Annotated in this window: 22 protein-coding genes; 9 read left to right on the top strand and 13 right to left on the bottom strand. The window is 40.1% G+C overall.

Going from position 1 to position 24,112, the window contains the following annotated elements; genetic code table 11:
- Window positions 1–14: 14 nt before the first annotated feature.
- Together AC04Q1_RS17190 and AC04Q1_RS17185 are read right to left on the bottom strand one after the other, a co-directional pair.
- Window positions 15–2,438: a TonB-dependent receptor gene (locus tag AC04Q1_RS17190; protein WP_478365806.1), complete on the bottom strand. Its 2,424-nt coding sequence runs from the start codon at window positions 2,436–2,438 to the stop codon at window positions 15–17.
- A gap of 57 nt (window positions 2,439–2,495) precedes the next feature.
- Window positions 2,496–4,982, bottom strand: coding sequence for a TonB-dependent receptor (locus AC04Q1_RS17185; protein WP_478365805.1), 2,487 nt, complete (start codon window positions 4,980–4,982; stop codon window positions 2,496–2,498).
- A 215-nt stretch (window positions 4,983–5,197) separates the two neighbouring features.
- Here AC04Q1_RS17185 and AC04Q1_RS17180 point away from each other — a divergent pair, with 215 nt between their 5' ends.
- A complete protein-coding gene (locus tag AC04Q1_RS17180; RefSeq protein ID WP_478365804.1) occupies window positions 5,198–6,124 on the top strand; it encodes an NAD(P)-dependent oxidoreductase in 927 nt (308 codons plus the stop codon).
- A gap of 385 nt (window positions 6,125–6,509) precedes the next feature.
- Window positions 6,510–6,977, top strand: coding sequence for an OsmC family protein (locus AC04Q1_RS17175; RefSeq protein WP_219076161.1), 468 nt, complete (start codon window positions 6,510–6,512; stop codon window positions 6,975–6,977).
- Window positions 6,978–7,387: 410 nt separating this feature from the next.
- Here AC04Q1_RS17175 and AC04Q1_RS17170 read toward each other — a convergent pair whose 3' ends face one another.
- Window positions 7,388–9,268 carry a M1 family metallopeptidase gene (locus AC04Q1_RS17170; protein ID WP_478365803.1) on the bottom strand — a complete coding sequence of 627 codons (1,881 nt, stop codon included), beginning with the start codon at window positions 9,266–9,268 and terminating at the stop codon, window positions 7,388–7,390.
- Window positions 9,269–9,608: 340 nt separating this feature from the next.
- Between AC04Q1_RS17170 and greA the strand changes: the two genes are divergently transcribed.
- Together greA and AC04Q1_RS17160 are read left to right on the top strand one after the other, a co-directional pair.
- On the top strand, window positions 9,609–10,082 hold the full coding sequence (greA, locus tag AC04Q1_RS17165) for a transcription elongation factor GreA (RefSeq protein ID WP_029276724.1): 474 nt from the start codon (window positions 9,609–9,611) through the stop codon (window positions 10,080–10,082).
- 90 nt (window positions 10,083–10,172) lie between these two features.
- Entirely contained in the window at window positions 10,173–10,571 is a 399-nt protein-coding gene (locus tag AC04Q1_RS17160; RefSeq protein WP_478365802.1) for an HIT family protein, read from the top strand.
- 57 nt (window positions 10,572–10,628) lie between these two features.
- Here AC04Q1_RS17160 and AC04Q1_RS17155 read toward each other — a convergent pair whose 3' ends face one another.
- Entirely contained in the window at window positions 10,629–11,504 is an 876-nt protein-coding gene (locus AC04Q1_RS17155; protein ID WP_478365801.1) for a hypothetical protein, read from the bottom strand.
- A 173-nt stretch (window positions 11,505–11,677) separates the two neighbouring features.
- Between AC04Q1_RS17155 and AC04Q1_RS17150 the strand changes: the two genes are divergently transcribed.
- Both AC04Q1_RS17150 and AC04Q1_RS17145 read left to right on the top strand, forming a co-directional pair.
- Complete coding sequence (locus tag AC04Q1_RS17150; RefSeq protein WP_478365800.1) at window positions 11,678–12,316, top strand: RNA polymerase sigma factor; 639 nt, start codon at window positions 11,678–11,680, stop codon at window positions 12,314–12,316.
- Window positions 12,313–13,497 (top strand): hypothetical protein, encoded by a 1,185-nt coding sequence (locus tag AC04Q1_RS17145; protein ID WP_478365799.1) that lies wholly within the window; start codon window positions 12,313–12,315, stop codon window positions 13,495–13,497. Before AC04Q1_RS17150 ends, AC04Q1_RS17145 begins: the two co-directional genes overlap by 4 nt.
- Here AC04Q1_RS17145 and AC04Q1_RS17140 read toward each other — a convergent pair.
- The 5 genes from AC04Q1_RS17140 to AC04Q1_RS17120 all read right to left on the bottom strand — a co-directional run bounded on the left by AC04Q1_RS17140 (window position 13,494) and on the right by AC04Q1_RS17120 (window position 18,101).
- Window positions 13,494–14,384, bottom strand: coding sequence for a pirin family protein (locus tag AC04Q1_RS17140; RefSeq protein ID WP_478365798.1), 891 nt, complete (start codon window positions 14,382–14,384; stop codon window positions 13,494–13,496). The genes AC04Q1_RS17145 and AC04Q1_RS17140 overlap by 4 nt on opposite strands.
- 676 nt (window positions 14,385–15,060) lie before the next feature.
- Window positions 15,061–16,161, bottom strand: coding sequence for an NADH:flavin oxidoreductase (locus AC04Q1_RS17135; protein WP_478365797.1), 1,101 nt, complete (start codon window positions 16,159–16,161; stop codon window positions 15,061–15,063).
- 12 nt (window positions 16,162–16,173) lie between these two features.
- Window positions 16,174–16,476 carry an ArsR/SmtB family transcription factor gene (locus AC04Q1_RS17130; protein WP_478365796.1) on the bottom strand — a complete coding sequence of 101 codons (303 nt, stop codon included), beginning with the start codon at window positions 16,474–16,476 and terminating at the stop codon, window positions 16,174–16,176.
- A 532-nt stretch (window positions 16,477–17,008) separates the two neighbouring features.
- Window positions 17,009–17,608, bottom strand: a complete 600-nt coding sequence (locus tag AC04Q1_RS17125; protein WP_478365795.1) for a hypothetical protein — start codon at window positions 17,606–17,608, stop codon at window positions 17,009–17,011.
- A 100-nt stretch (window positions 17,609–17,708) separates the two neighbouring features.
- A complete protein-coding gene (locus tag AC04Q1_RS17120) occupies window positions 17,709–18,101 on the bottom strand; it encodes a winged helix-turn-helix transcriptional regulator (protein WP_478365794.1) in 393 nt (130 codons plus the stop codon).
- Window positions 18,102–18,200: 99 nt separating this feature from the next.
- On the opposite strand from AC04Q1_RS17120, the gene AC04Q1_RS17115 reads away from it, so the two are divergent.
- Both AC04Q1_RS17115 and AC04Q1_RS17110 read left to right on the top strand, forming a co-directional pair.
- Window positions 18,201–18,575, top strand: a complete 375-nt coding sequence (locus tag AC04Q1_RS17115; protein WP_478365793.1) for a DoxX family protein — start codon at window positions 18,201–18,203, stop codon at window positions 18,573–18,575.
- 109 nt (window positions 18,576–18,684) lie between these two features.
- Window positions 18,685–20,373 (top strand): arylsulfatase, encoded by a 1,689-nt coding sequence (locus tag AC04Q1_RS17110; RefSeq protein ID WP_478365792.1) that lies wholly within the window; start codon window positions 18,685–18,687, stop codon window positions 20,371–20,373.
- A 95-nt stretch (window positions 20,374–20,468) separates the two neighbouring features.
- On the opposite strand, the gene AC04Q1_RS17105 is transcribed toward AC04Q1_RS17110, so the two are convergent.
- From AC04Q1_RS17105 to AC04Q1_RS17090, 4 genes are all read right to left on the bottom strand, one after another.
- Window positions 20,469–21,035, bottom strand: coding sequence for an isochorismatase family protein (locus tag AC04Q1_RS17105; protein ID WP_478365791.1), 567 nt, complete (start codon window positions 21,033–21,035; stop codon window positions 20,469–20,471).
- Window positions 21,036–21,053: 18 nt separating this feature from the next.
- Window positions 21,054–22,310 carry an MFS transporter gene (locus AC04Q1_RS17100; protein WP_478365790.1) on the bottom strand — a complete coding sequence of 419 codons (1,257 nt, stop codon included), beginning with the start codon at window positions 22,308–22,310 and terminating at the stop codon, window positions 21,054–21,056.
- 6 nt (window positions 22,311–22,316) lie between these two features.
- A complete protein-coding gene (locus AC04Q1_RS17095; protein WP_478365789.1) occupies window positions 22,317–22,748 on the bottom strand; it encodes a MarR family winged helix-turn-helix transcriptional regulator in 432 nt (143 codons plus the stop codon).
- Window positions 22,749–22,857: 109 nt separating this feature from the next.
- Window positions 22,858–23,049 carry a hypothetical protein gene (locus AC04Q1_RS17090; RefSeq protein WP_478365788.1) on the bottom strand — a complete coding sequence of 64 codons (192 nt, stop codon included), beginning with the start codon at window positions 23,047–23,049 and terminating at the stop codon, window positions 22,858–22,860.
- A gap of 149 nt (window positions 23,050–23,198) precedes the next feature.
- Between AC04Q1_RS17090 and AC04Q1_RS17085 the strand changes: the two genes are divergently transcribed.
- A complete protein-coding gene (locus AC04Q1_RS17085) occupies window positions 23,199–24,077 on the top strand; it encodes an oxidoreductase (protein ID WP_478365787.1) in 879 nt (292 codons plus the stop codon).
- Window positions 24,078–24,112 lie beyond the last annotated feature (35 nt).

Below are 24,112 nucleotides of genomic sequence, written 5' to 3'. Positions count from 1 at the left end.
ACAAATATGATTTATTACTGTGGTTTTACTGGTGGTGGCGGAATTTTATTTACTGTAATTTTAGTAAAGCGATAATTCAGACTAAAGGTGAAGTTTTGCGTGTTATTGGTTGAATAATTCTCCAATCTAAAATTCTGTCCTTCATTGTAAAAAGTATTTGTTCTGTTTCCTAAAATATCATTTATGGTTAGACGGAGGTTTAGCCTGTTATTAAAAAAAACTTTTCGTGCCGAGAAATTAGAAGTCATAGAACCTTTGTTCCTGCCTTGTGCATTGGTATTATTCGCATAATTCAGGTTCGATTCGAAAGCAGTTTTGAGGGGTAACTGCATGGATAAGCCAATTGCAGCCCTAAAGCTTAAACCATCACGGTTTAGTGAGCTGTTTAATTGCGATTTGTAGTTACTTTGGATTACACTGAAATTTCCATTGGCTGATATCTTGTTATTAGGACGGTAATTTCCAATTAGGATGAGCGAAAGTGAATTATTTGTGCCCACATTGTCAAAGGTGCTTTCAGATCGTGCAGTATTGGAGCCTGGGATTAAAGTAACTGTACGATAACGTTCTATTACCCCTTGACTGGTGGAGTAAGAAAGCCTCGGGTTAAAAGACCATTTTTGACCAAATGCACCGAAATTAACATCAAATTGATGCGTATAAGCCGGAGAAAGATTGGGATTTCCGTAAGATATATTAAGTGTATCTACATTGTTTACCTGCGGATTCAACGTGTTTTCCCGCGGACGGTTTACTCGAATGCTATACGTAGCGCCAATGTTGTAGCGTTTGCGGTAAAAGCGGTTTAAAGATAAATTTGGAAAAATGCTCAGATAAGGTTTTACATTGTAATTCTGTCCGGTAGATAAATCAAAGGCTACATCGGTAAGTTCGGCTCTTACACCCGTCTTTATACCCCAACCTACATTGCGATAATTGTAAGAGGCATAAGCGGCCGCTATATTTTCATTGTATAAAAACTGGTTCGATAATTTCTCGTTCCGTACAAATTGCTGGGAGGTGAAATTGAAATTCTCAATCCGCAGGTCATTATCATTCTTTCTGTAATTAAAGGCCAGGCCGGCTTCGATCCGGTCGCGCTTTTTAAAGATGGGTTTTTCATAGTCAAGGGTCATATTTAATCCCCTGTTCCCTGTATTGTTATTATTTTGCTGTAAGGTAGGTGCCGATGTGCCTGGTTGCGCGTAGGTGGTACTATACTCTCGGAAATCAATGCTTTTATTGGTGTTGAAGTTTAAACCTAGCGATATTTTGCCACCACTAGTGTCTGTTAGCAGATCATAATCGGCGTTAAATACAAAATTATTGCTATGGCCTTTTCCGGTGTTTAGCTGATTACGCAAACGACTTTCTATACGGTTTTCGTTTAAGTAATGAAGATCGGTTGCGGCATTTGAATTGGAATTGTTGAGGTTATAATTGCTTGATAAGCGTAAACTTTGCTTCGGACTGATGGCCCAATCCAAGCCTGATCTAAAGTTCCCTCCGTTATTGTGGTTGCGGTTAGCGCCATATTGGTCGTAGTAAAAGGTAGTATCGGGAAAAAAGTTTTCTCGGAAGTTATGGCTATCACTTTTACCAACGTTATACCGGTATGCTGCACTTCCGTTTAATGCGTAAGATTTTTTTCTGTAAGAAGCGTTTGCATTGGTATTGCCATTACCCTGCAGTCCGCTTGAGACGCCCACATTTCCATTAAAGCCTACCTTGAAACCTTTTTTCATCACAATGTTGATAATCCCTTCGCCATCTCCACTATATTTAGATGGTGGATTGGTGAGTACTTCTATTTTATCAATGGCGTCAGAGGGAAGCACATTCAGCAGATCGGCAATGTTCGATGTCATGTAATCAGAAGGTTTGCCATCGATAAAAATCCTGGTGTTTCTTTTTCCGGCAATAGTGGCGTTGCCATCAATATCAACCTGTACCATGGGTACGTTTTTCAACACATCTGTGGCGGTACTCCCTTCAGCCAGAAGAGTGGAGCTTACATTATAGGTAACACCATCAGCACCAAATTCGATAGGTGGCTTTTGAACGGTAATGGTTACTTCCTGTAAGGAGTTCTGATCGGAGGTTAATTTTAAAGCCCCCAGGTTTTTATCGAAATCTTCTTCGGTAATGGCGATACCATTTACTTTTAGCGGCACATAGCCCACAAAACTTACCCTAATACTATAATTGCCTGTTTTGAGGTTTTTAATGCTGAAACGTCCCTCTTCATCGGTGGCAGAGGTAATAACGGGCTGTTCAGATCCTTCAGGATAGACCGCAATTATGGCTGATGGAATAGATAATCCCCCAATTTCTTCTACCACTTTTCCGCTGATCACGCCTTTTTCTACCGCAAACGCAGCAATGGCGTTGAGTAAAATAAACAGGGTAAAGCAAAGCTTGGGTAAAAGTTTTTCCAATATCCGATTAGTTAAAAAAAAGGAGCTTAGAAATAATTTTCTAAGCTCCCTAAGTTATTAAAATGATCCTTCATCAGGTCGGTTATCCTGATCTTCTTTCTTCTTTTTATTCGTGCCCGTAAAGGTGGTTTTTCCAAAACGGTAAGAGAAGGTAAGGTTACCCATTGTGCCCTGCATCTGTCTTTCAAAATCAACAATTGTGGCCCTATCTTCGGTGGTCATGCTCCATCTTCTGGTGTTAAATACATCTCTAACATTGAAACTTAAGGATGCCTTTTTATTCGGGAAATCATATTTGGCACCGCCATCAATGCCATACATGGCGTTACGTTTTCCTTGCGCCATTACCTCTGGCGCCCTGTAATCGCCACGTACCTGTAACGATAAGTTTTTAACTACGGTTAAATTTCCGGTTAAGTTGGCATTCCAACTAAAGCCACTGCTTGATGGGATATCAAATCGCGCATCGCCGGCAAACTTGGCCTGATACAGGTTTACGTTGGTTGTAAAATTCAAAGCTTTGATCAAGTCAAAACGGCCGATTAGTTCTAAACCACTATTGATCTGATTGGTCAGGTTTTGAGGGGTTGAAGTAATAATTCCATTAACAGGTGTACTTCTTACCCGTTGAATCACATCATTGGTTTGACGGAAATACAAGCTTGATGTTAAGGTTACTTTTTTCCAGTATTTACTATAGCCCAGCTCAAAAGAGTGTACGTCCTCCGGTAATAAATTCGGGTTACCACCTCTGTAGTTTAAAGGATCAGAAACATCCAAAAATGGATTGGTATCCCAAGGGCGTGGACGGTTTACCCGGCGTGTATAACTCAATTGAAGTTGATTATCACCTTTCAGTTTCTGCGTTAAAAAAACACTTGGATATATTCTTTTATAGTGGATGTTTCCTTCGGCAGTAGTTAATACATTGCCCGTGTAACCCTCTAAATGGGTGTCTAAACGTGCATCTTCTCCTCTTAAACCTATTTGGTAACCAAAATCTTTAATCTGGTTCTGGTAATTGAAATATAGTGCATGTACCTGATCCTTACTATCGAAGCCATTAATTAACTTATTATTACTGATATAAATATTTGTATTTGTAGGGATCGAATCTGCATATTGATCATTTTCGCCCAAGCGGATCTGGCTGCGGTAACCCACTTCAATTTTACCAGCTTTACCAACAGGCAATGCATAATCTGTTTGGATGTTGTAATTGGTATTGTTGCCGGTATTAAATACGCGTTGTAAGCTTAAGGTTTCATCAATTGGCATACCGTTACGGTTGGTGGTATTGGTGCTGTAGTATTGATCGCTATTGTTTGTGCCGTAAGAGTAACCAAAGTTAAAAGTCAGTTCTTCTTTTGGTTTTTTAAACTTCTGTACGTAATCTAAATTTGCATCATAACTATTGCCATAACCATCAGTACTATTGGTTCTGTTGCTCAGGAGTACAGGCGAATGATTTACATCTAATTGTCTGATATCGAGCTGTTCGTTACGCTCATTTTCTCTTGAGTTAAAACCACCTGACAAGCTGATCACACTTTTTGGTGCCAGATAATAATCAATACCTGCTTTGGCATTGTGTCCTTTGTCCAATGATCTGGAAACCGTATTTTGATTGGCAAACCTTGTTCTTAACGAATCTGATTTATAAGTAATATCCTGAAAACCGCCACCAATACGGTTGCCATAACGGTATCCGTAGTTACCATAAATGTTTACCTTACTGTTCTGAAAACTTAGATTGGTATTGGCGTTATAGTTATCGCGGTTACCAGCAGTTAAGGCAACTGAACCGTTAAAGCCCAATTTTGTATTTTTCTTCAGTACAATGTTGATGATACCCGATTGGCCTTCAGCGTCATATTTTGCCGATGGATTGGTAATTACCTCAACACTTTCGATAGAACTTGCCGGGATAGACTGAAGAATCTGCGCTACGTTACCACCTGCAATTAATGATGGTTTGCCGTCAATTAACACTTTTACACCGGTTGAACCGCGTAAACTTACATTGCCATCCATATCGGTAGAAACTGATGGTACATTCTGCAATAAATCTCCTGCTGAGCCACCTTCGCTGATCACGCTCTGGTCTACAGCGAAAATCTTTTTATCAATACCCATCTGCATGCCCTGTTTCTGGCCGGTAACGGTGATTTCGCTCAGTACATTTCCTTTTGCCGGGTTCATCTTGATCTCGCCAAAGTTTAATGTGCCCGTTGTAGCAGTAATGGCCACATTATCCCTAACCATGGTTTGGTAACCTACAAAACTTATTTTAAAGGTAAATGTTCCTGTAGGGATATCGGTCATCACAAATGCACCATTTACATCTGTTTGAACGATTTTGGTATTTTTTGCAGTGGCTTTATTGATTAGAACAGCTGTAGCAAAGGGAATGGTTTCTTGTGTTTTTGCGTCTTTAAGTACTCCGGTAATTTTTGCTTTCCCACCTGTTTGGGCGAAAAGGCTAAATGATAAGCTTAAAAGTAAAAGGGTAATCTGTATTGTTCTCGATTGTAAAAGTCTCATTAAAAAATAAAATTTCGTGTGTTTTTGTAAAGGGAGACAAAGTAACGGCAACTAAGTTTAATTAAGGAGGCGTAACTGTTTTATTACAGCCATTTTATAGTAATATTTTTGTGGGTAATCTTCAGCTGACTTTAAAGATTGCGAATTCCCGGTTTTGGCAAAACAATAAGGAATATTACAATTGAACAATTTGCAAAATGTTACTTTTGTTTATTATGAATAAGATATTAATTGTTGATGATCTTCACCCTGCATTTAAGGAGCAGGCCATTGCCATGGGTTATGAGGTTGATGATGAACCACAGATTACGCGCCAACAAACATTAGATAAAATAAAAGATTATACAGGCATTGCCGTTCGGACGAAATTTAGGATTGATGCCGAAATTTTTGCTGCTGCACCAAATTTAAAGTTTGTGGCCAGGGCAGGGGCGGGACTGGATAATATTGATGATAAAATTGCTTTCGAGCGGAATATTGAATTGATTAATGCACCCGAAGGCAATTGCGATGCGGTTGGCGAACATGCCACAGGTTTGCTTTTATCGTTGATGAACAATTTCCGCAGGGCCGATATCGAAATCAGGAATGGCATTTGGGATAGAGAAGGAAACCGTGGTTATGAACTGAAGGGGAAAAAAGTTGGGATTATTGGCTACGGTTTTATGGGGCAAAGTTTTGCAAAGAAGCTTGCTGGTTTCGAGGTAGATGTAATGGCTTACGATAAATATAAAACCGGTTTTTCTGATGCTTTTGCGCGTGAGGTAAGCATGGAAGAGATTGTGAAACACAGTGATGTATTGAGTTTGCATATTCCACTAACTGCCGAAACCAAACAAATGGTGGATGATGAATATTTCTTCCATTTTAAAAAACCTATTTTCTTTATCAATACGGCGAGGGGAGAAATTGTAAATACGCCAGCGGTGCTAAATGCCATAAAAACAGGAAAGATTCTAGGTGCGGGCTTAGATGTATTGCAAACGGAGAAATTTCCGGCATTAGCCGAGCAAGCTTGGTATGATGAATTAAGGCAGAATGATCAGGTGATTTTAACCCCGCATGTTGGCGGCTGGACGTTTGATTCGTACCGCAAGATTTCGGAGGTTTTAGCGGAAAAACTAAGTGGACTTAATTTTTAGCGGGTATGATCCTTATTTATTTTGATTGTGGAAAGCAGGGGCATTGCAAATAGTTGGGTTCTGTCCCGCTTTTCATTACAAGTCCTCGCTGCGCTGTGGGTTTTTCATTGCATCCGATAGCTATCGGATCGGGTTTATGAACAGGGGTTTAACGCTCCGCATCCTGATTTTTTTTCATCGGGCAGGACTTGAAGCGATAGCAGGACTTTAGGAGCCGAAGGGCGCCAGGTTATGCTTTTCAAATAGGATTGAGCACCAAAGCGATGGGTTTATTTTTTGCTACGAGATGATGTATTGAAGGTTTTTAAAACCTCATAGGTCTAAAAAAGAAATAAATCTCAATTTTATTTTCTTAAATTGGCTATACAATCTAACCAATTTTACCATGCCGAAAGATCATTTATATTCAACTACAGTTACCTGGACGGGCAATAAAGGCTCGGGCACAATGGATTACCGTTCTTACGACCGCGATTATGTAATTTCAGTAAAGGGCAAGGCCGATATTTCAGGTTCATCAGATTCTGCCTTCCTGGGTGATAAATCTAAATACAATCCCGAAGATCTTTTACTGGCCTCGATTTCGAGCTGCCATATGTTGTGGTATTTACACTTATGTTCTAAAAACGAGATCGTAGTCATCGATTATAAAGATGAGGCTGTTGGTACGATGGAAGAACTGGCTGATGGAAGTGGCAGGTTTAAAGAAGTTACACTACACCCACAGGTATTAATAGCAGATAAGGCACATTATGAGCTTGCCGCATCACTGCATCACGAGGCCAATAAAATGTGTTTTATTGCCAATTCATTAAATTTTCCGGTTAAACACGAGCCCGTGCTCAGTTACTAGTCCGCAGTCTCAATTAACAGTTTTCAATTGGCGGTCGACTTTGGCTGAATCCACACCATATTTAAGGTTTTTCCGCATTTTTATAAGTTGCAGGAGCGTTATTGATAATTGCAGGAGCCTTGTTGTAAATTGAAGGGACGTTGTTGCTAATTGCAGGAGCGATATTGCAAAATGCAGGCGTCTTGTTGTAAATGGCGGGTGCCTTGTTGCAAAATGCAGGCGTCTTGTTGCAAAATGCGGGCGTCTTGTTGTAAAGTGCAGGTGCATTATTGCAAAATGTGGGTGACTTGTTGTAAAAGGGACTGATAATCTTCGTTATTCTAAGGGAATCACTTTGTGACAAACGAGGGCTATTAAATTTTCAGTTGGTAGCCATATCGAACCGCCAACTGAAAACTGTAAACTGCCAACTATTTAGCTGACCAAACATTATCCGCTGGCGTGGCATCCATGTAAATGCCATTATCCAAACTGATCGATTTTACTTTTTTAGAGGAGTTAACAATTATACTCACTTCTTTCTGGTTCGCTTTCCAAACCGCAGGGTTTTTGTGGATAGTATCTGCTTTTCCATCTGTATAGGTAACTACCACATCAAAGGGAATGGCAAAACCGCCAATATTTTTAATGGTTACGGTCGATTTTCCTTTTGCGGGTGTAACCTTGGTAATGGCCAAATCGAGGTAATTGTTGGTGAAGAACCAATTTTGAAAAAACCAGTTTAAGTTTTGTCCGGCACCTGCATTCATCGAGTTAAAATAATCCCATGGAATAGGATGTTTGCCATTCCAGTTATTCATATAATTATGCAGCGCTTTTTTAAATAAATCGTCACCAAGCATGTCTTTTAAAGCTAAATAAGATAGTGAAGCTTTTCCGTACGAGTTATTTCCATAACCAGCGCCCGAAACCTGATCAGACATCGAAATTATAGGCTGGTCTTCTTCTGTCGATTTATCGTTGATATATTGGTTTACCCTGAAGTTTTTATAAAATTTGTCGGCAGCTTCCTTACCATGTTCGGCAATACCGATTAAATATTCGAATGTGGTGGCCCAACCCTCATCCATATAGGCATAACGGGTTTCATTAATACCCATATAAAAAGGGAAATAAGTATGTGCCACTTCATGGTCCTGAACCAATTGTGCAAAAACAGGATCGCCAAATTGCGAATCGTTTACCATCATTGGGTATTCCATATCTGCAAAACCCTGGAAAGCAATGGTTTTTACATAAGGATAGGGAATGCCCGGCCAATTGTTCGAAAACCAGTCTAGAGCATTTAGGTTATATTTAACCGAGTTTACAAAATCTTTTCCTGTAGTTGGATTATAAGCGGCCTGAGCACTGGCCCTGCGGTTGGTCTTTTTATCAACGATTACACTTGCTCCATCCCATACATAATGGTTGCTTAAAGCAAAGGTAACATCGGTAATGTGCTTAACTGCGAATTTCCAGGTGTTCCAATCTTTTTGCTGTGTTACCTTGCCATCTTTCATTTCCTGCTCGGTAGCAATGTGGATTACTTCATCACTATTGTATGATTTTTTTAAACGCGTAGCAATTTCAGGTTGTAGCACTTCATCTGGATTTAAAAAATCGCCTGTGGCATAAACCACATAATTTTTAGGCGCTTTGATCGAGAATTCATAATCGTTAAAGTCGTTGTAAAACTCTGCTCTATCGGTATGTGGGATGCGATCCCAGCCATTATAATCGTCAAATACCGAAATTCGTGGATAACTATAGGCCACAAAGAACGAATTTGGATCAATCTGCCCTTCACGACCGCTTTCTTTTGATAATGGGTAATCCCATTCTATTTTAACGGTAATTTTCGATTTTGGAGCTAAAGGTTTCTTCAGTTTTACATTGCCAACTGTTCCCCAGCTTTTGCTATCTACCTTATAGGTTTCGCCATCTACCGAGAAAGCGGTGATGTTTAAACCTGTGCTCAAAAAATCTTCACTAACCGCGCCGCCTCTTGGAGAGGTAGGTTTATGCAGGTTGTTTACAAAACGGATGGCCAGGGTTTTTAAGGTATCTGTACTGTTGTTGCTGTATAAAATTTCTTCTTTACCACTCACTACTTTGGTTTCGGCATCTACCTTAATGTCCATATTGTACTTGCCATGGTTTTGCCAATAATTTGGTCCTGGTTTTCCACTCATTGAACGGGTGCCTTTAGTATATGCCGCTTTAATGTTGCGGGGCATATAAAGCTCCTGGGCAGATGCCATATATCCACCCAAACAGAAGAGTAGGGCAATAGAGAATATCTTTTTCATTTTTTTTACGAATAATTTTAGATAAAAATAGAATTAATGATTGAATTAGAAAATGATTGGATGATAGATTTTTGAATGCGTGATGATTTAATATTACGTTTTTAGTGCTTAAGTCTGAATATATTTATAAGGTAGGCAGGGATGGCATCTGTTCTCATTCACCCTATTTTAGGGGGTTATTGAATCCTATTCATCCTTAAATCATAAAAATCATTAGTATTTATTTGCTTTTGTAATTTCCACAATTTATCTTCGTTATAATTGAAGCAAGACTATGTAGCAAACCAACTATATAGTCTTGTTTGTTTTTTATAGCGTTTGAATAAAAATTAATAGAGCAATGACAGAGGTAACGTACTACACCCAAGAGGGGTTAGATAAATTAAAAGAGGAAGTTCATTATTTAACTACCACCGGTCGTCAGCTGATATCTAAAGCAATTGCAGAAGCAAGGGATAAAGGTGATTTATCGGAGAATGCAGAATACGATGCAGCCAAAGAGGCGCAGGGATTGCATGAAGCAAAAATTTCAAAATTAAAGAATACGTTGGCGAATGCACGTTTAATTGATGAGTCCAAACTGGATTTATCGAAAGTGCTGGCATTATCTATCGTAAAGATAAAAAATGTTAAAAACGGTGCAACCATGACTTACCAATTGGTAGCCGAAACAGAAGCGGATTTAAAAACAGGAAAAATATCTGTTAAATCGCCTATTGCACAAGGTTTACTGGGTAAATCGGTGGGCGAATTCGCCGAAATTGAAGTTCCTGCAGGTAAAATGCAGTTCGAAGTTTTAGAGATTTCGAGATAAGCGGATCGCGTTTGGCGACAAGCGGCTAATTGCCTTTCGCCAAACGCTTAACCCTTACCACCCAGCCCTATAAATTTAACCTTCTATCTCATGACTATCTTTTCAAAAATCGTTGCAGGCGAAATCCCTGCACATATTGTAGCCGAAACCGTAGAATATTTAGCTTTTTTAGATGTTCAGCCCTTAACTGCGGGCCATGTTCTGGTGATCCCGAAAGTGGAGATCGACTATATCTTCGATATGGATGAAGATTTATATGTTGGCCTTTGGATGTTTGCCAAAATTGTAGCTAAAGGTGTAAAGATAGCTTTCCCATGTAAAAAAGTGGGCGTTTCGGTAATTGGATTGGAAGTACCGCATGCACATATTCATTTGATACCGATGAACAATGTAAGCGACATGAACTTTAGTAAAGAAAAACTAAAGCCAAGCGACGAGGAATTGGCCGGGGCGGCCGAGAAAATTAAGCAGGCTTTATTAGAAGTATAAAAAAAGGCCGGCTGTAAAAGAAACAGCCGACCATTCTACCCGCCTAACCCAAGTGTTTTATGGTGCCGGAGCAACCGTTGCGTTTAACTGTAATACCGGCCATACCGAGCCAGGCGTTTTCCCCACTAAAAAGCCTTGATTATCTCCTCTATTCACATCAGGTACATAATAATATAAAGGCCACCCTTTATAGGTTAACTGTTTTTTACTAATTGTGGCTACAGTAATTACACTGATATCGGTTTTTGTTATGGCCGAAGGCAAATTGAGTACTTCAGATTCGTAAACCGGCCAGATACCTTCTTGTGTGGCACCTTTTGTGTAAGTATTTAGGCCGTTTTTATCTGGTGCAAAAGCATACAAGGTGCGTCCTTTGTTATCGGTTAGGTAAACGGTTTTACCATCTCCTACGGTATAAGTATTCGTGAAATTGGTGCTTACTCCAGCTACCTTTCCTGTTAATTGCGCATTAGCCAGCATTAATGAATAATCGGGCTTAGCTACAAACCAGATTCCACCCACACCATCGCCTTTAATTTCACCTTTTGCCGCGTCGCCTGCAAAGTAGTACAGCGGGTAACCGCGATAGGTACTTTGTTTACGTCCATCGGCTCTGGTCACTTCACCAACCTCAGCTTTGTTCAGGTTTAAATCTGTACTCGCATCAGCAGAATAATAAAGTGGCCAGGTTGTTTCGCAACCTCCTGTACAAGTTGGCGCACCGGCGGCATCAGATGAAAAGAAATATAAGGTTTTACCGTCTTTATCCGTTAGCACCGATCCAAATTTTGCGTCAGTGGCCAATTGGATTCCCTTATTGTTATTGGTAACAGGTGGAGTTGTAGGCTCTTCGGAACTGTTTTTCTTGCAGGCAGTAAATACCATGGCTACACACAATACAGCCAATAGATTTTTTTTTAAGTAGATTAGCATAGGATTTTTGTATTTAATTTTAAATTAATAAATTGATATGCCGCTATTACGCCGTCAGGTTGTAAATGGTTGCTTGCAGAAAGAAGATTTTCAGCCAAAACGAACAAAATAAAATAATTATCAAAAAAATATTTTTTGAAGCAACCTTTTGTTATTTCTTACCGTAAAGTGTTTTGAAAGGAGAACTTGTGACCACTAACCGCGATAGTGAAGATTTAGTACAAAAGTATATTCAGGGATGCATTAGGAATGAAAGAGATAGTCAGAAAGCACTATACAAACATTTCTATAGCTTTGCCATGGGTATCTGTTTGCGCTATGCAAATGATCGGTTGGATGCTGCAGGGATACTGAACGATGGTTTTTTTAAAGCCTTTAAAAATATAACCAAATATGAAACTTCGAAGGCCTTTTTACCCTGGCTTGGGCGGATCATTACCAATACAGCTATAGATTATTACCGCGCCAATTTAAAATTTGCCGATCACTTAGATATTCAGGATTACGAAAATATTTCCCAGACAAATTCGGTGTACGATAAACTGGCCTATCATGATCTGTTGGCATTGGTGCAAAATTTAAGTCCGGCATATCGAACGGTTTTTAACCTTTTTGCGATAGATGGATATGCACACGAAGAAATTGCCGACATGTTGGGGATATCGGTAGGAACATCAAAGTCGAACCTGTTTAAGGCGAGGCAAAAATTACAGGAAATGCTAAAAGCTACCGATGCGAAAACTTACCAGGTAAGGAGTTCGGGGGTAGACAGAAACCTTTTACAGGTGAGGTTAAATACAAACATGCAATGAAAGAGGGAAAAGATATAGATAAATTATTTAAGGATGGGTTGGAAAATCCCGATCTTCCTTTTAATGATTTAGATTGGGATGATCTGGAGGAAAGATTGCATCCAACACCAAAAAGGCGTATTGTGCCTCTAATATGGCTTACTGCTTTGGCTGGGATAGCCGCAATGTTATTGGTAGTGTTTTTACTGGTTAAGCCAACCGTTGATAAAACTGATGTTAAAGCTGTGGTGAAAACCGATAAGGGTGATCAAAATAACAATCAACCGAAAAATAATGCTGGAAGTTTAACCGAAGCGCCAGGAAGCGGAACTGATCAGACAGGAATTATAGATTCAACTTCTGTAGCTGTAAGGCGGGGCGGTAATGAAGCAATTGATAAAGGGGAGCAAAAAGGCCTTGCTAATATAGAAATTGGTCAAAATGCAATCGGAACTGAAACCGGTAAAGCCAATTTATTGGCCGATATGGTATATCAACCAAGCTTAAGCTCAGCAATCGATCCTGTTGCATTTAATAAAGATCAGAACTTGACTACGAGTGTGGCGGCAGGTAAGCCTGAGCGGATTAAGGCACCGGTTGTGAAACAAAAATCGCGGTTTGTACTGAGTATTTTAGCGGCACCAGATTTAACCAGTGTACAAAAATCGGGGCAAAGTAGTTTAAGCGGTGGTTTTGGTGTGGAAGCTACCTATCTCATCACCAAAAAACTGAGTATCACCACAGGGGCATCTTATGCAAAGAAAATTTATGATTCGGATTTTAGTTTATATAATCCAAACAGCAGTTATGTTTTTAAAGTAGCACCATCAAATATTCACGCCAATTGTGATGTAATCGATATTCCTATAAATGTAAATTACAAGGTTTTTGGAAATAATAGAAATTCGGTTTCGGTGAGTACAGGACTTTCGAGTTATTTAATGCTGAAGGAAAAATACAGTTATTCCTATGCCGGAGATTATAAAGGCCCTCAGGATTTCGAGGTAAAAGGCCAAAACCAACATTATTTAGGCATCGCTAACGTGGGCGTGGAGTTTCAGCACAAAATAAACAATAACTTAAGCATCAGTGCCAAACCTTTTATGAAAATCCCCTTAACAGATATCGGTTACGGAAATTCTAAATTGTCCTCAACAGGTGTGGCGGTTTCGGTAAATATGAATTTATTTAAAAGGAATTAATGTTTAATGTTCCTGATGGGATCGGGTAGGGGCACAAAATCTGTCTCACCGGGAACTGGTTTAAAGCTTTGATCCAGCCATTTTTTTTTGGCTTTCTCAATTAATTCCTTATCTGATGCTACAAAATTCCAGTAAATAAAACGTTCTTCGGGAAAAGCTTCGCCTCCAAATATGTAGACTGTGGTATTTTCGTGCATGGTAAACTCACACAGTTTGGCATCGTTTGCGATTAAAATCAGGCGCGGTTCGAAAATATGGCCATCACTTTCAATGGCACCTTCTAAAATGTATAGTGCACTTTCACCAAAAAGATAATCGCCAATGCTTACTTTTTGTAGTTTGGTGCTTTTCAATTCTAAAAAGTATAAGGGACTATAAACCGGAACGGGCGATTTACGGCCAAAAGCGTCGCCCGCGATCAATTTGATCTCAACACCATCTTGCGTCCAGGTTGGAATATCCGCACCTTCAACGTGGCAAAATTCAGGATCCATCTGTTCTAAGTCTTTAGGCAGTGCCACCCAGATCTGCAAACCATGCAACATCTTATCAGTGTGGCGAAGATATTCCGGTGTTCTCTCTGAGTGTACAATGCCACTACCAGAAGTCATCCAGTTTACCTGGCCAGGTTTAATTACGATATCTGAACCTAAACTGTCTTTATGTGTAATTTCTCCCTCAAATAAAAAAGTAAGCGTAGATAAACCGATGTGTGGATGCGGTGGAACATCAAGATTTTCATGGTCACTCATCGCGGCAGGCCCCATATGATCGATAAAAGAAAAAGGCCCAACCATACGTTTCTCTCTAAAAGGCAGCAGCCTGCCAACCATAAAATTACCAATATTCGCAGGTCTTTCTTCGATAATAAGTTTAATATTCGACATGGGATGATCAATTTTTTAATGACGTGAATTTAAGGAAAAATATCGTCAATGCGAGGTATGAAGCAATCTTATAAATATCACTAATAGCCAATTGACAAAGATCTCTTCATTCCGTAGATGTGCAGTCAGATGTTACCATCTGACTGATTTATTAGGTTTAAAATCGTAAATAAAGAGAGTTTTTTAAATATTTAAATCAAAAATGTAGGTTAAATGGATTGAGGATTAGGCCTTGTGCAGTCAGCTAGCAATATCCGACACTACGGGAAAATGAATTAAGATTTTTTTGGAAAGCAGGTGCTGAAGCTTTTGGGTTATGGTAGTCCCGCTCCCGCTTCTGCCAATTTGAAGGAAATTAGCATTTCGCTTTGATCGCCTGCCTGCTGCAGGCAGGGGTTTAGGTGGCAACGACAGTGCTGCTGTTAGAGGTTAAATAAACCCGGCCGACAGCGTTATCCCGACTTTTCAGTCGGATTAAGCAAAGGACGGGACTGGCGCAACCGAAGTATCACAGGAATTGCTTTCCTTAAAATAAGGCTAGAAATCTTTTAAACTCACTCAGTTTTTCCATTTCGCCTGTCCTTGTGCAGTCAGATGGTAACATCTGACCTCACAACCAACAAAAAAAGCATCCCTTTCAGGATGCTTTCTAACTTAAAAAGAAAAAATATGGTTTTTATACCAATTCCATTAAAGCTTCTTTACTAAAGCCTTTTAATTCTTCAGTACGGTTATATTTAATTTTTTCTACCCAGTTCGGGTCTGCTAAAAGTGGACGGCCAACGGCTACCAAGTCAAAATCACCTCGGTCCATTCTGCGTACCAATTCATCTAAAGAGCTTGGTTGGGAACTTTGACCTGCAAATGCACCAAAGAAATCCCCATCCAGGCCAACAGAACCTACTGAGATAGTGGCTTTACCAGTTACTTTTTTAGCCCAGCCTGCAAAATTCAAATCCGAACCTTCAAACTCCGGTTCCCAGAAACGGCGTTGCGAACAGTGGAAAATATCAATTCCGGCTTCAGCCAAAGGCGTTAACCATTGTTCTAGTTCCTGTTCGTTTTTAGCGAGTTTAAAATCGTAAGCGGCAGGTTTAAATTGCGATAAGCGGATAATTACAGCGAAATCTTCGCCAACTCTTTTGCGTACTTCTTTAATCACTTCAACACCGAAACGGGTGCGTTCGGCCAAAGTTTTGCCACCATAAATATCGGTACGGTTGTTTGTTCCATCCCAGAAAAATTGATCGATCAGGTATTGATGTGCACCATGTATTTCTACGGTATCAAAACCTAAAGCTTTGGCATCTGCAGCAGCCTGGCCAAAAGCCGCGATGGTATCAGCAATGGCAGCGTCTGTCATCGGTATCCCGTTTTCGAAACCCGGTTTGTTTAAGCCAGATGGGCCTTCGAATGGGGTGCTTGGCAACCATCCTGAAGCATGATTATCCATTACGCCCTGGTGCCAGATCTGAGGGCCCATTTTACCGCCAGCCTGGTGAACACCTTTAATTACATTTTCCCAGCCTGCTAATGCTTCAGTACCATAAAAATGAGGGATGTTAGGATCTGCGGATGAAGATGGGCGGTTAATTACCGTTCCCTCTGAAAGGATTAAACCCACTTCACCAGCTGCTCTTTTTGTGTAATATGCTGCAACTTCAGGCGTTGGTACGCCACCAGGAGAAAACGACCGCGTCATCGGGGCCATCACGATTCTATTTTTAGTATTTAATGTTTTAAGGCTAAAGGGCCTGAATAAACTATCTGTGTTCATATTTTTTGAAAATTATAATGCTGTATTGATGATTTTACTTAATTTCTCTAAACCTTCTTTATTCCGTTTATAGTAAGTCCATTGCCCAACACGGGTAGAACTGATTAAATCGGCACGTTGCAGAATAGAAAGGTATTCGGAAATGGTGCTTTGAGATAAACCACTTTTGATCTGGATCTGCCCCACACAAACTCCCACGGTATCAAAATCAGCATTTGGCTGTTCAGGAAAATTCAGCTCTGGTTCTTTTAACCAGCCTAAAATCTGTAAACGTGTTTTGTTCGAAAGGGCTTTGAATATTTCTACGTGATCCATGCCACAAATGTATATCGACTTTTCCCGATATACCAATTAAATACTAAAGTTTACAATTGTGTGTAAAACCTGAAGAGATGAAAATGCGATGAGATAGAAGCTGAAAGATTCTTTACTCGTACGATCTGTTATTGATTTATAGAAAACAGATCGCCTGGAATAAGAATTGAGGATCAGTGTTCTCCGTGCTTCCCTGGCAAATGATAAGGGAAATAGATAAAGACGAAAAGATCCAAAAAAGAACGGGGATAAATCATACCGACCTATCCCCGTCATCTAAATTAACGCTCTCGTATATATAAACAGCAAAAAAGCCGATTTATTATATTCGATGTAAATTTTTTTGAATTAATCCAAAATGGATTTATTAAATGGAAGAAAAGATGCTGTGGGCGTATTCAATTATTGGGTAAAATTTGTCAAAAAAGAACGGGGATAAATCATACCGACCTATCCCCGTCATCTAAATTAACGCTCTCATATATATAAACAACCAAAGAGGCGATTTATTATATTCGATGTAAAATATTTTTTATTTTTTTGTTGCAGGCTTTTTTACTGCGGCTTTTGCTTTCTTTTCAAGGGCTGGAACTTCTTCTACGGCCTCTGCTTTTTTCTTTGCAGGCACTTTTGCTTTTTTCACTTCAGCAACTGGTGCTTCTTCAGCAGCTTCAACTTTTTTCTTGGCCGGTGCTTTTGCTTTTTTCACTTCGGCAACTGCTTCTTCAGCTATTTCAGTTTTCTTTTTTGCAGGTGCTTTTGCCTTTTTCTCAACAGCAGGAGCCTCTTCAGCCACAACTTCTTTTTTCTTAGCCGGTGCCTTAGCTGTTTTAGCTTCGGCAACAGGTGCTGTTACAACTACCTCTTCTTTAACTTCAACTGCTTTTGGAGCGTGCTCTTGTTGCAGGTAATTTGCTAAGATCTGTCTTAAATATACCTCTGGTTTCGGCATATTAATGATTGTTCCAGGCTCTTTATCCTGCGATTGTTTAATATAAGCTGATTTTATTTTGCCCCAATCTTTAGAGTAAAGTTTGATAAACATCTCTACAAATTGTTCGTCTGTATATTTTTTAGGCAACCTACCCAGCACTGCCTGAATTTTTTCTTCTTTTTTATGTAATACCGCCATCGATTTTATTTTGTACAAAGATAGCCGAATTTTATCATTATCAGGTTTTTGCTTTTTTAACGCAATATCATGCCGTTCTGGCTCAATTTAAGAGGATTGATTAGGCGCTCATTGCCTCCGCAACAGGTTCAGATCTTCTGTTTTTAACCAATCTTTCGCGGTGTTTTAATCCCCATTCTCTTAACTCGTTAATCACTTTGTCCAACGATTCGCTATAAGGCGTCAATTCGTAAGTTACCGTTACTGGCGTGGTCGGAAATACCCTGCGTACCACAAATTCGTTTAATTCGAGGTCTTTTAATTCCTTCGATAAAATTTTAGGTGTAATTTCTCCAATAGATTTCTGGATTTCATTAAACCGCATCGGCCCTTCCTGTAATGAAATTATGAGAGGAAGTTTCCACTTACCATTTAATACATACAGCGCATCTTTTACTGCGTTTAAGCTTGCAGTACAGGTTTCTTTATTACGGTGTTCTTTTCTTGGTCCCATGGTGCAAAGGTATAAGCTTTCTTAAAGGATAGTACTATCCTTTGGGATACTAGTATCTTTTAGATAGCAAAAGTGCATATTTTGCACCAAAAAAAGAATATGAAAACTAAAACGAACAAAATTATCTATTGGGTATCAACTGCTTTAGTGGCTTTGATGATGACTTTCTCCGCCTATTCGTACCTCACAAACGAAACCATTAAACAAGGTTTTCATCACCTCGGCTTTCCGGATTACTTTAGGATTGAACTTGCCCTTGCTAAAATTTTAGGAGCCATTGTTTTATTGGTTCCGCTAAAAGGCCAATGGAAAGAATGGGCCTACGCCGGTTTTGCAATTACGTTTGTTTCGGCATTTATCGCGCATAGTGCTTCCGGCGATCCAATCAATAACCGCATCGGTCCGGTTGTATTTCTGATCGTGTTACTGCTATCGTACTTCACTTACCACAAGTCGAAAAGGGTATCGCTTTAACGATAAGGGCCAGGATAAACCTTGGCAGTTATAAAACGATTTAGTTGTGTTTGCAACAAATTAATTGATAAAATGGGAAAGTCGTTTTTTTGTTTTAATTTGGATTATTATGCGTACATCGACCAAATATTCAGCACTGTTTATACTTGTTTCCTTAACTATTTTAACTGCTTTTACCTATAAACCCAAGCCCCAAAAAGCTGTAGATAAACGGCCCAATATTATTGTTATCCTGGCCGACGATCTGGGTTTTTCTGATATAGGCTGTTATGGCGGAGAAATTAAAACGCCCAATATCGATTATCTGGCCAGCCAGGGTGTGCGTTTCAAAAATTTTTACAATACTTCACGCTGCTGCCCTACGAGGGCGGCTTTATTAACCGGACTTTATAACCATAATGCAGGAATCGGTGAAATGACTACAAACCGGGATGTAGAGGGTTATCGTGGTGCGATTACCAAAAATACGGTAACACTTGCCGAGGTTTTAAAAGATGCTGGTTATAGAACGGCAATGTCTGGAAAGTGGCATGTTTCTAATACTATCGAACAGCCCACCCCACAGGCACAGTTGGATTGGTTGAACCATAAAACATCTTTTCCATTGTTTTCGCCGATTGACCAATATCCAACAAGCAGAGGTTTCGAAAAGTTCTTTGGTACACTTTGGGGAGTAGTCGATTTTTTTGATCCTTTTAGCCTCGTGAGTGGCACCAAGCCAATTAAAGAAGTACCTAAAGATTATTACCATACCGATGCCATTAATGATACTGCCGCAACTTATATCCGTGAATTTAGCAAAGGGGATAAACCTTTTTTCTTATATGTTGCCGAAAATGCACCACACTGGCCCCTGCAGGCAAAGCCTGAGGACATTGCAAAGTATAAAGATACTTATAAAGTGGGCTGGGATGCCATTCGCGAAGCGAGGTACAAACGGATGGTTGCCATGGGTTTGATCGATCCTAAAACCGCTCCTATGTCTCCGCGAAAATCGGCCATGAAATGGGAAGATAACCCCACAAAGGCATTCGATGAAATGGCTATGGCCGTACATGCTGCAATGATCGATCGGATGGACCAGGGCATTGGCCGAATTATTAAAACCTTAAAAGAAACCAACCAATTGGATAATACTTTGATTATCTTTTTGAGCGACAACGGCGCGAGCCCTGAGGATGCCATGCGTTATGGACCCGGCTTCGATAGACCTAGCGAAACCAGGGCTGGTGAAAAAATTGCCTACCCCATTTACAAAAAGGTAATGCCGGGTCCGCAAACCAGTTATACATCCATAGGGCCCATCTGGGCAAATGTAGCCAATACACCCTATCAACTGGCAAAAGCGCAATCCTATGAAGGTGGTGTACATACACCGATGATTGCTTTCTGGCCGAAAGGATTAACCGCAAAAAAAGGAAGTTATACGAATCAGGTAGGGCACGTAATGGATTTCATGACTACTTTTGTGGAACTGGCCAAGGCAAAATATCCGGTCAGCTATCGTGGCAATTCGATTAAACCCATGCAAGGCATGAGTTTGGTGCCTGCCTTAAAAGGAAAGATTTCAAACGGGCATGAAATCCTCTTTAATGAACATTTTAACGCGAGTTTTGTCCGTGAAGGAGATTGGAAAATGGTCAACCTCTCGGGCGATTCTACCTGGCATTTGTATAACATTAAAAATGATCAGACGGAACTGCATGATGTGGCCGCGCAACATCCGGATAAGGTGAAAGAACTGGATGCAAAATGGCATAACTGGGCAAAGGAAAACCATGTGTTGCCGAAGAAATAGTTCGTCCCTTTCTACTTGGATTATAGTGTAATGGGGAGAAATCTACAATATCGGTCGGTGAAACACCGACCGATAGGTTAATATTTATATTGAAGTTATAGGGCTGCCAATACTTCAATAATCCTATCCGTATCATCAACCTCTCCCAATCGTGGAAAGATACGTTTTATGCTATGTTCATAGGCCTCAGCATTAGTATCTGTTGTGGCATCCTGAGCAAAAGTGATGTTATAACCCAATTCGCTTGCTGCTCTTGCTGTTCCTTCAACACCTACACTGGTCGAAATGCCTGCCAGTACAATACCAGTAATGCCCTTCTTTTTCAATTCACGGTCTAAATCAGGATTGGTAAATGCATTCCAGGCATTTTTGGTGATGAAGATATCATGTTCTGTAGTTTCAATTTCAGGGGCAATTTCAAACCATTCAGCAGGAAAGCTGATGAATTTCGCATTTGCATCGGTTCGCATATCATTGAGCAGTGATTTTGTGGGATCTACATTCACAATAACGACTGGCAAGTTTGCTTTGCGGAAAGCTGAAACCAGTGCTGCAGCTTTTGTTAAAATTTCGTTAGCTGGTTTTACAACAGGAAACTGGACAATTCCTTTTTGAAGATCGATTAAAACCAAGGCTGTTTTTTTATCTAAAGAAGTAACCATTTTTATATTTGATTTAAATTATATTTTTTCTACGATCAGGTTAATTTCTGGCTTAATAGCGATGTTTTTTATTTCATCCTTACGCAGTTTTCGGTAAAGAAATGTGCCGATGATTAAAGCAATTGCACCTTCGAGCAACACCGTATCAGGCGTTCCGATCCATTGCGAAATACCACCCACCAATAATCCACCCAAAGGCTGCATCCCAAAAAATGCCATGGCATAAAAACTGATTACGCGGCCACGCATTGCCGGATCAACAGTAGTTTGGATCAACGTATTGCTAATGGTAATCTGCGACATCATGCCAAAGCCAGAAATGGCAGCAAAAACCAAAGCGATTGGATAATACGTGCTGTGTGAAAATAAAATCAGACCCAATCCAAATATCAGCGTGTTTATTGCCAATATTTTTCGGAGGTTTCTTCCGGGTTTAAGCGAAGCGAGAAAGATAGCACCGGAAAAGGCACCCAGGCCAATTACGCTATCAATAACCCCGAAAGTAGACGCAGTGCCCTTAAATATATCTTTGGCGTAAACCGGAATTAAGGTGCTAAAAGGCAAAACCGTTAAACTGATGAGGGCCAACATCAAGAGAATGATACTGATTGATGGGGTTTTTCTGATATAGGCGAAACCTTCTTTTAATTCTTCGATCACATTTTTGGTATTGGGTTTGGTTATGTATTTCGGGAGTTTCATCATCAGTAAAGAACAAATAACAGCGATAAAACTTACCGCATTTAGTCCGAAGCAAATGTCATCGCCAAATTTTTCCAAGGCCAGACCCGCTAAGCCCGGTCCGATCAGCCTTGATAAGTTGACCATCGAAGAATTTAATGCCAAAGCATTGGGCAGATCAGCCTTATCATCAACCATTTCATATACCAGCGATTGCCTTGCCGGAACATCAAAGGCATTGATCAGGCCGAGTAACGCACTTAAGGCGATAATTTCCCAAACCGAGTAATGCCTGAAAAAGATCAGCAGTGTTAGCAACACCGCTTGTACCATCGAGGCTATCTGGGTGATCAACAATAGTTTGTAGCGGTTATACCGATCGGAAGCAACGCCTCCAAGAAAAGAAAACACAAATGAAGGGAACAGGCTGGCGAAAAGGGTTAAACCGAGCATAAATTTCGAATGCGTTTCGGAATAAATAACCCAGCTTACCGCAGTTTTCTGCATCCAGGTTCCAATCAATGAGATAGACTGGCCACCGAAATACAACCTATAGTTCCGGCTTTTAAAGGCATTAAAGGTGCTGATTTTCATCTTTTCTTAAAATTCTACCAATTTGGCCAAAGGACCGATTGCTGCCTTTAAAATTTCCTGTTCCTGTGCATTGCAAACTTCAGCAATGGCCTTACTCAGCCATTCGTCGCGCTCGTTCCTCACCTGCTGGATCATTTCCTTTCCGGTAGCCGAAATGGAGATGTAAATCTTGCGCTTATCAGTTTCTGATGGCGTTTTTTCGATCAGGCCAAGCGAACTTAAATGGGTAATCACCTGCCCCATGGATTGCGGCGTTATTTTTTCGATCAGGGCAAGTTCGGCAGCAAGCAGTTTTTGGTTTTCTAACGAAACCAATACCGCACGCTCAGTTTGTGATAAGGGAGTATCTATTGGCGAAAGCTTCCGCATTTTTCGAACCAATCTGGTTAAAACGGGGCGAAGCTGCGCAGCGATATCATGACTGTTTTTAATATTCATTATTGTAAGTAAAACTTATAAGTTTACCTTACAAATATAATGCTAAATTGAATGAACACATGAAGTTTATGGCCTGATTCTGAAAAACAGACACTGGATTTACAAACGGTTATTTTTTCCAGCCTTTTTGCATTTTCTTATAAGCCTTTTTACTGATTTTGGATTTCTTCTTTGATCTCGATTTTCCTTTTTTCTTGCGGGCATTGATGTTATTTACGAGTGAGTTTTTAACACCCAACTTGTTTTTCTTGCCTTTCTTTTGATCCTTTTTCTTTTTGCTTTTTTTCTTCTCTTTTGCCATAACATCAAGATTATCTATTTATGAACATCAATTGGAAGGAAAAGTTCTGGTAAATTATGCTGAGCTTTTTAACAAAGTAAATTGAGCTTTTAAGCAAAACTTCGCCTTGAGAATCAGTCTACCTTTGATTTAACAAAAAGATAGAAAAAATGAAAAAAGTTTGGTTTATAACAGGTAGCTCCCGCGGATTGGGCCGCGACCTCACAGCAATGGTATTATCAAAAGGCGATTTAGTTGCTGCAACTGCAAGAAATACCGAAGCCTTAAAAGATTTTGTAGAAAAATATCCTAATCAGATTTTCCCTCTTACTTTGGATGTGACAGATTATAATCAGGTGCATTTAGCAGTTGAGGCTGCGGTAGAACATTTTGGCAAAATAGATGTCCTGGTGAATAATGCCGGTTTTGGAATTATTGGTGCTGCCGAAGCCTTTACCGATGAACAAGTAAGAAGTCAGTTGGAAACTAATTTATATGCACCGATTGAAATTACCAGAGCAGTATTGCCATTTATGCGCAAACAACGTTCGGGCAGGATTCTTCAGATCAGTTCGGTTGGCGGACGCGTGGGTAATGCCGGATTAAGTATGTATCAGGCTGCAAAATTTGGCCTTGGTGGTTTTTCCGAAGCCCTGGCAAAAGAAGTCGTGGACTTAGGTATATATGTAACCAGTGTGGAGCCGGGAGGTTTCCGTACCGATTGGGCTGGTGAATCGATGTCGTATGCACCGCATGTTGAAGGTTATGAAAATACGGTTGGAAAGCGTACCGATTTTTTCAAAAGCGGCAATTTTGTGCCAATGGGCGATCCTAAAAAAGCCGCCAGGGTGATGGTCGATTTAGTAGAAAATCCTGAACCGCCTGTACATTTGGTATTGGGAAGCGAAGCTTATGGATTATTGAAACAGGCTGATGCCGCAAGGACTGCTGAAATGGAAAAATGGATGGGATTAAGTTTATCTACCGATCATGATGAGGCGGAGGACTTTTTGGCCACAGCTCTTGGTAAATCTTTTACCAAAGGATAATGTCACAAATATTAAGCCCCGGATAAATGGATGCA

Source organism: Pedobacter humicola (assembly GCF_056490705.1).
This window is presented reverse-complemented; position numbering and strand designations above follow the sequence as displayed.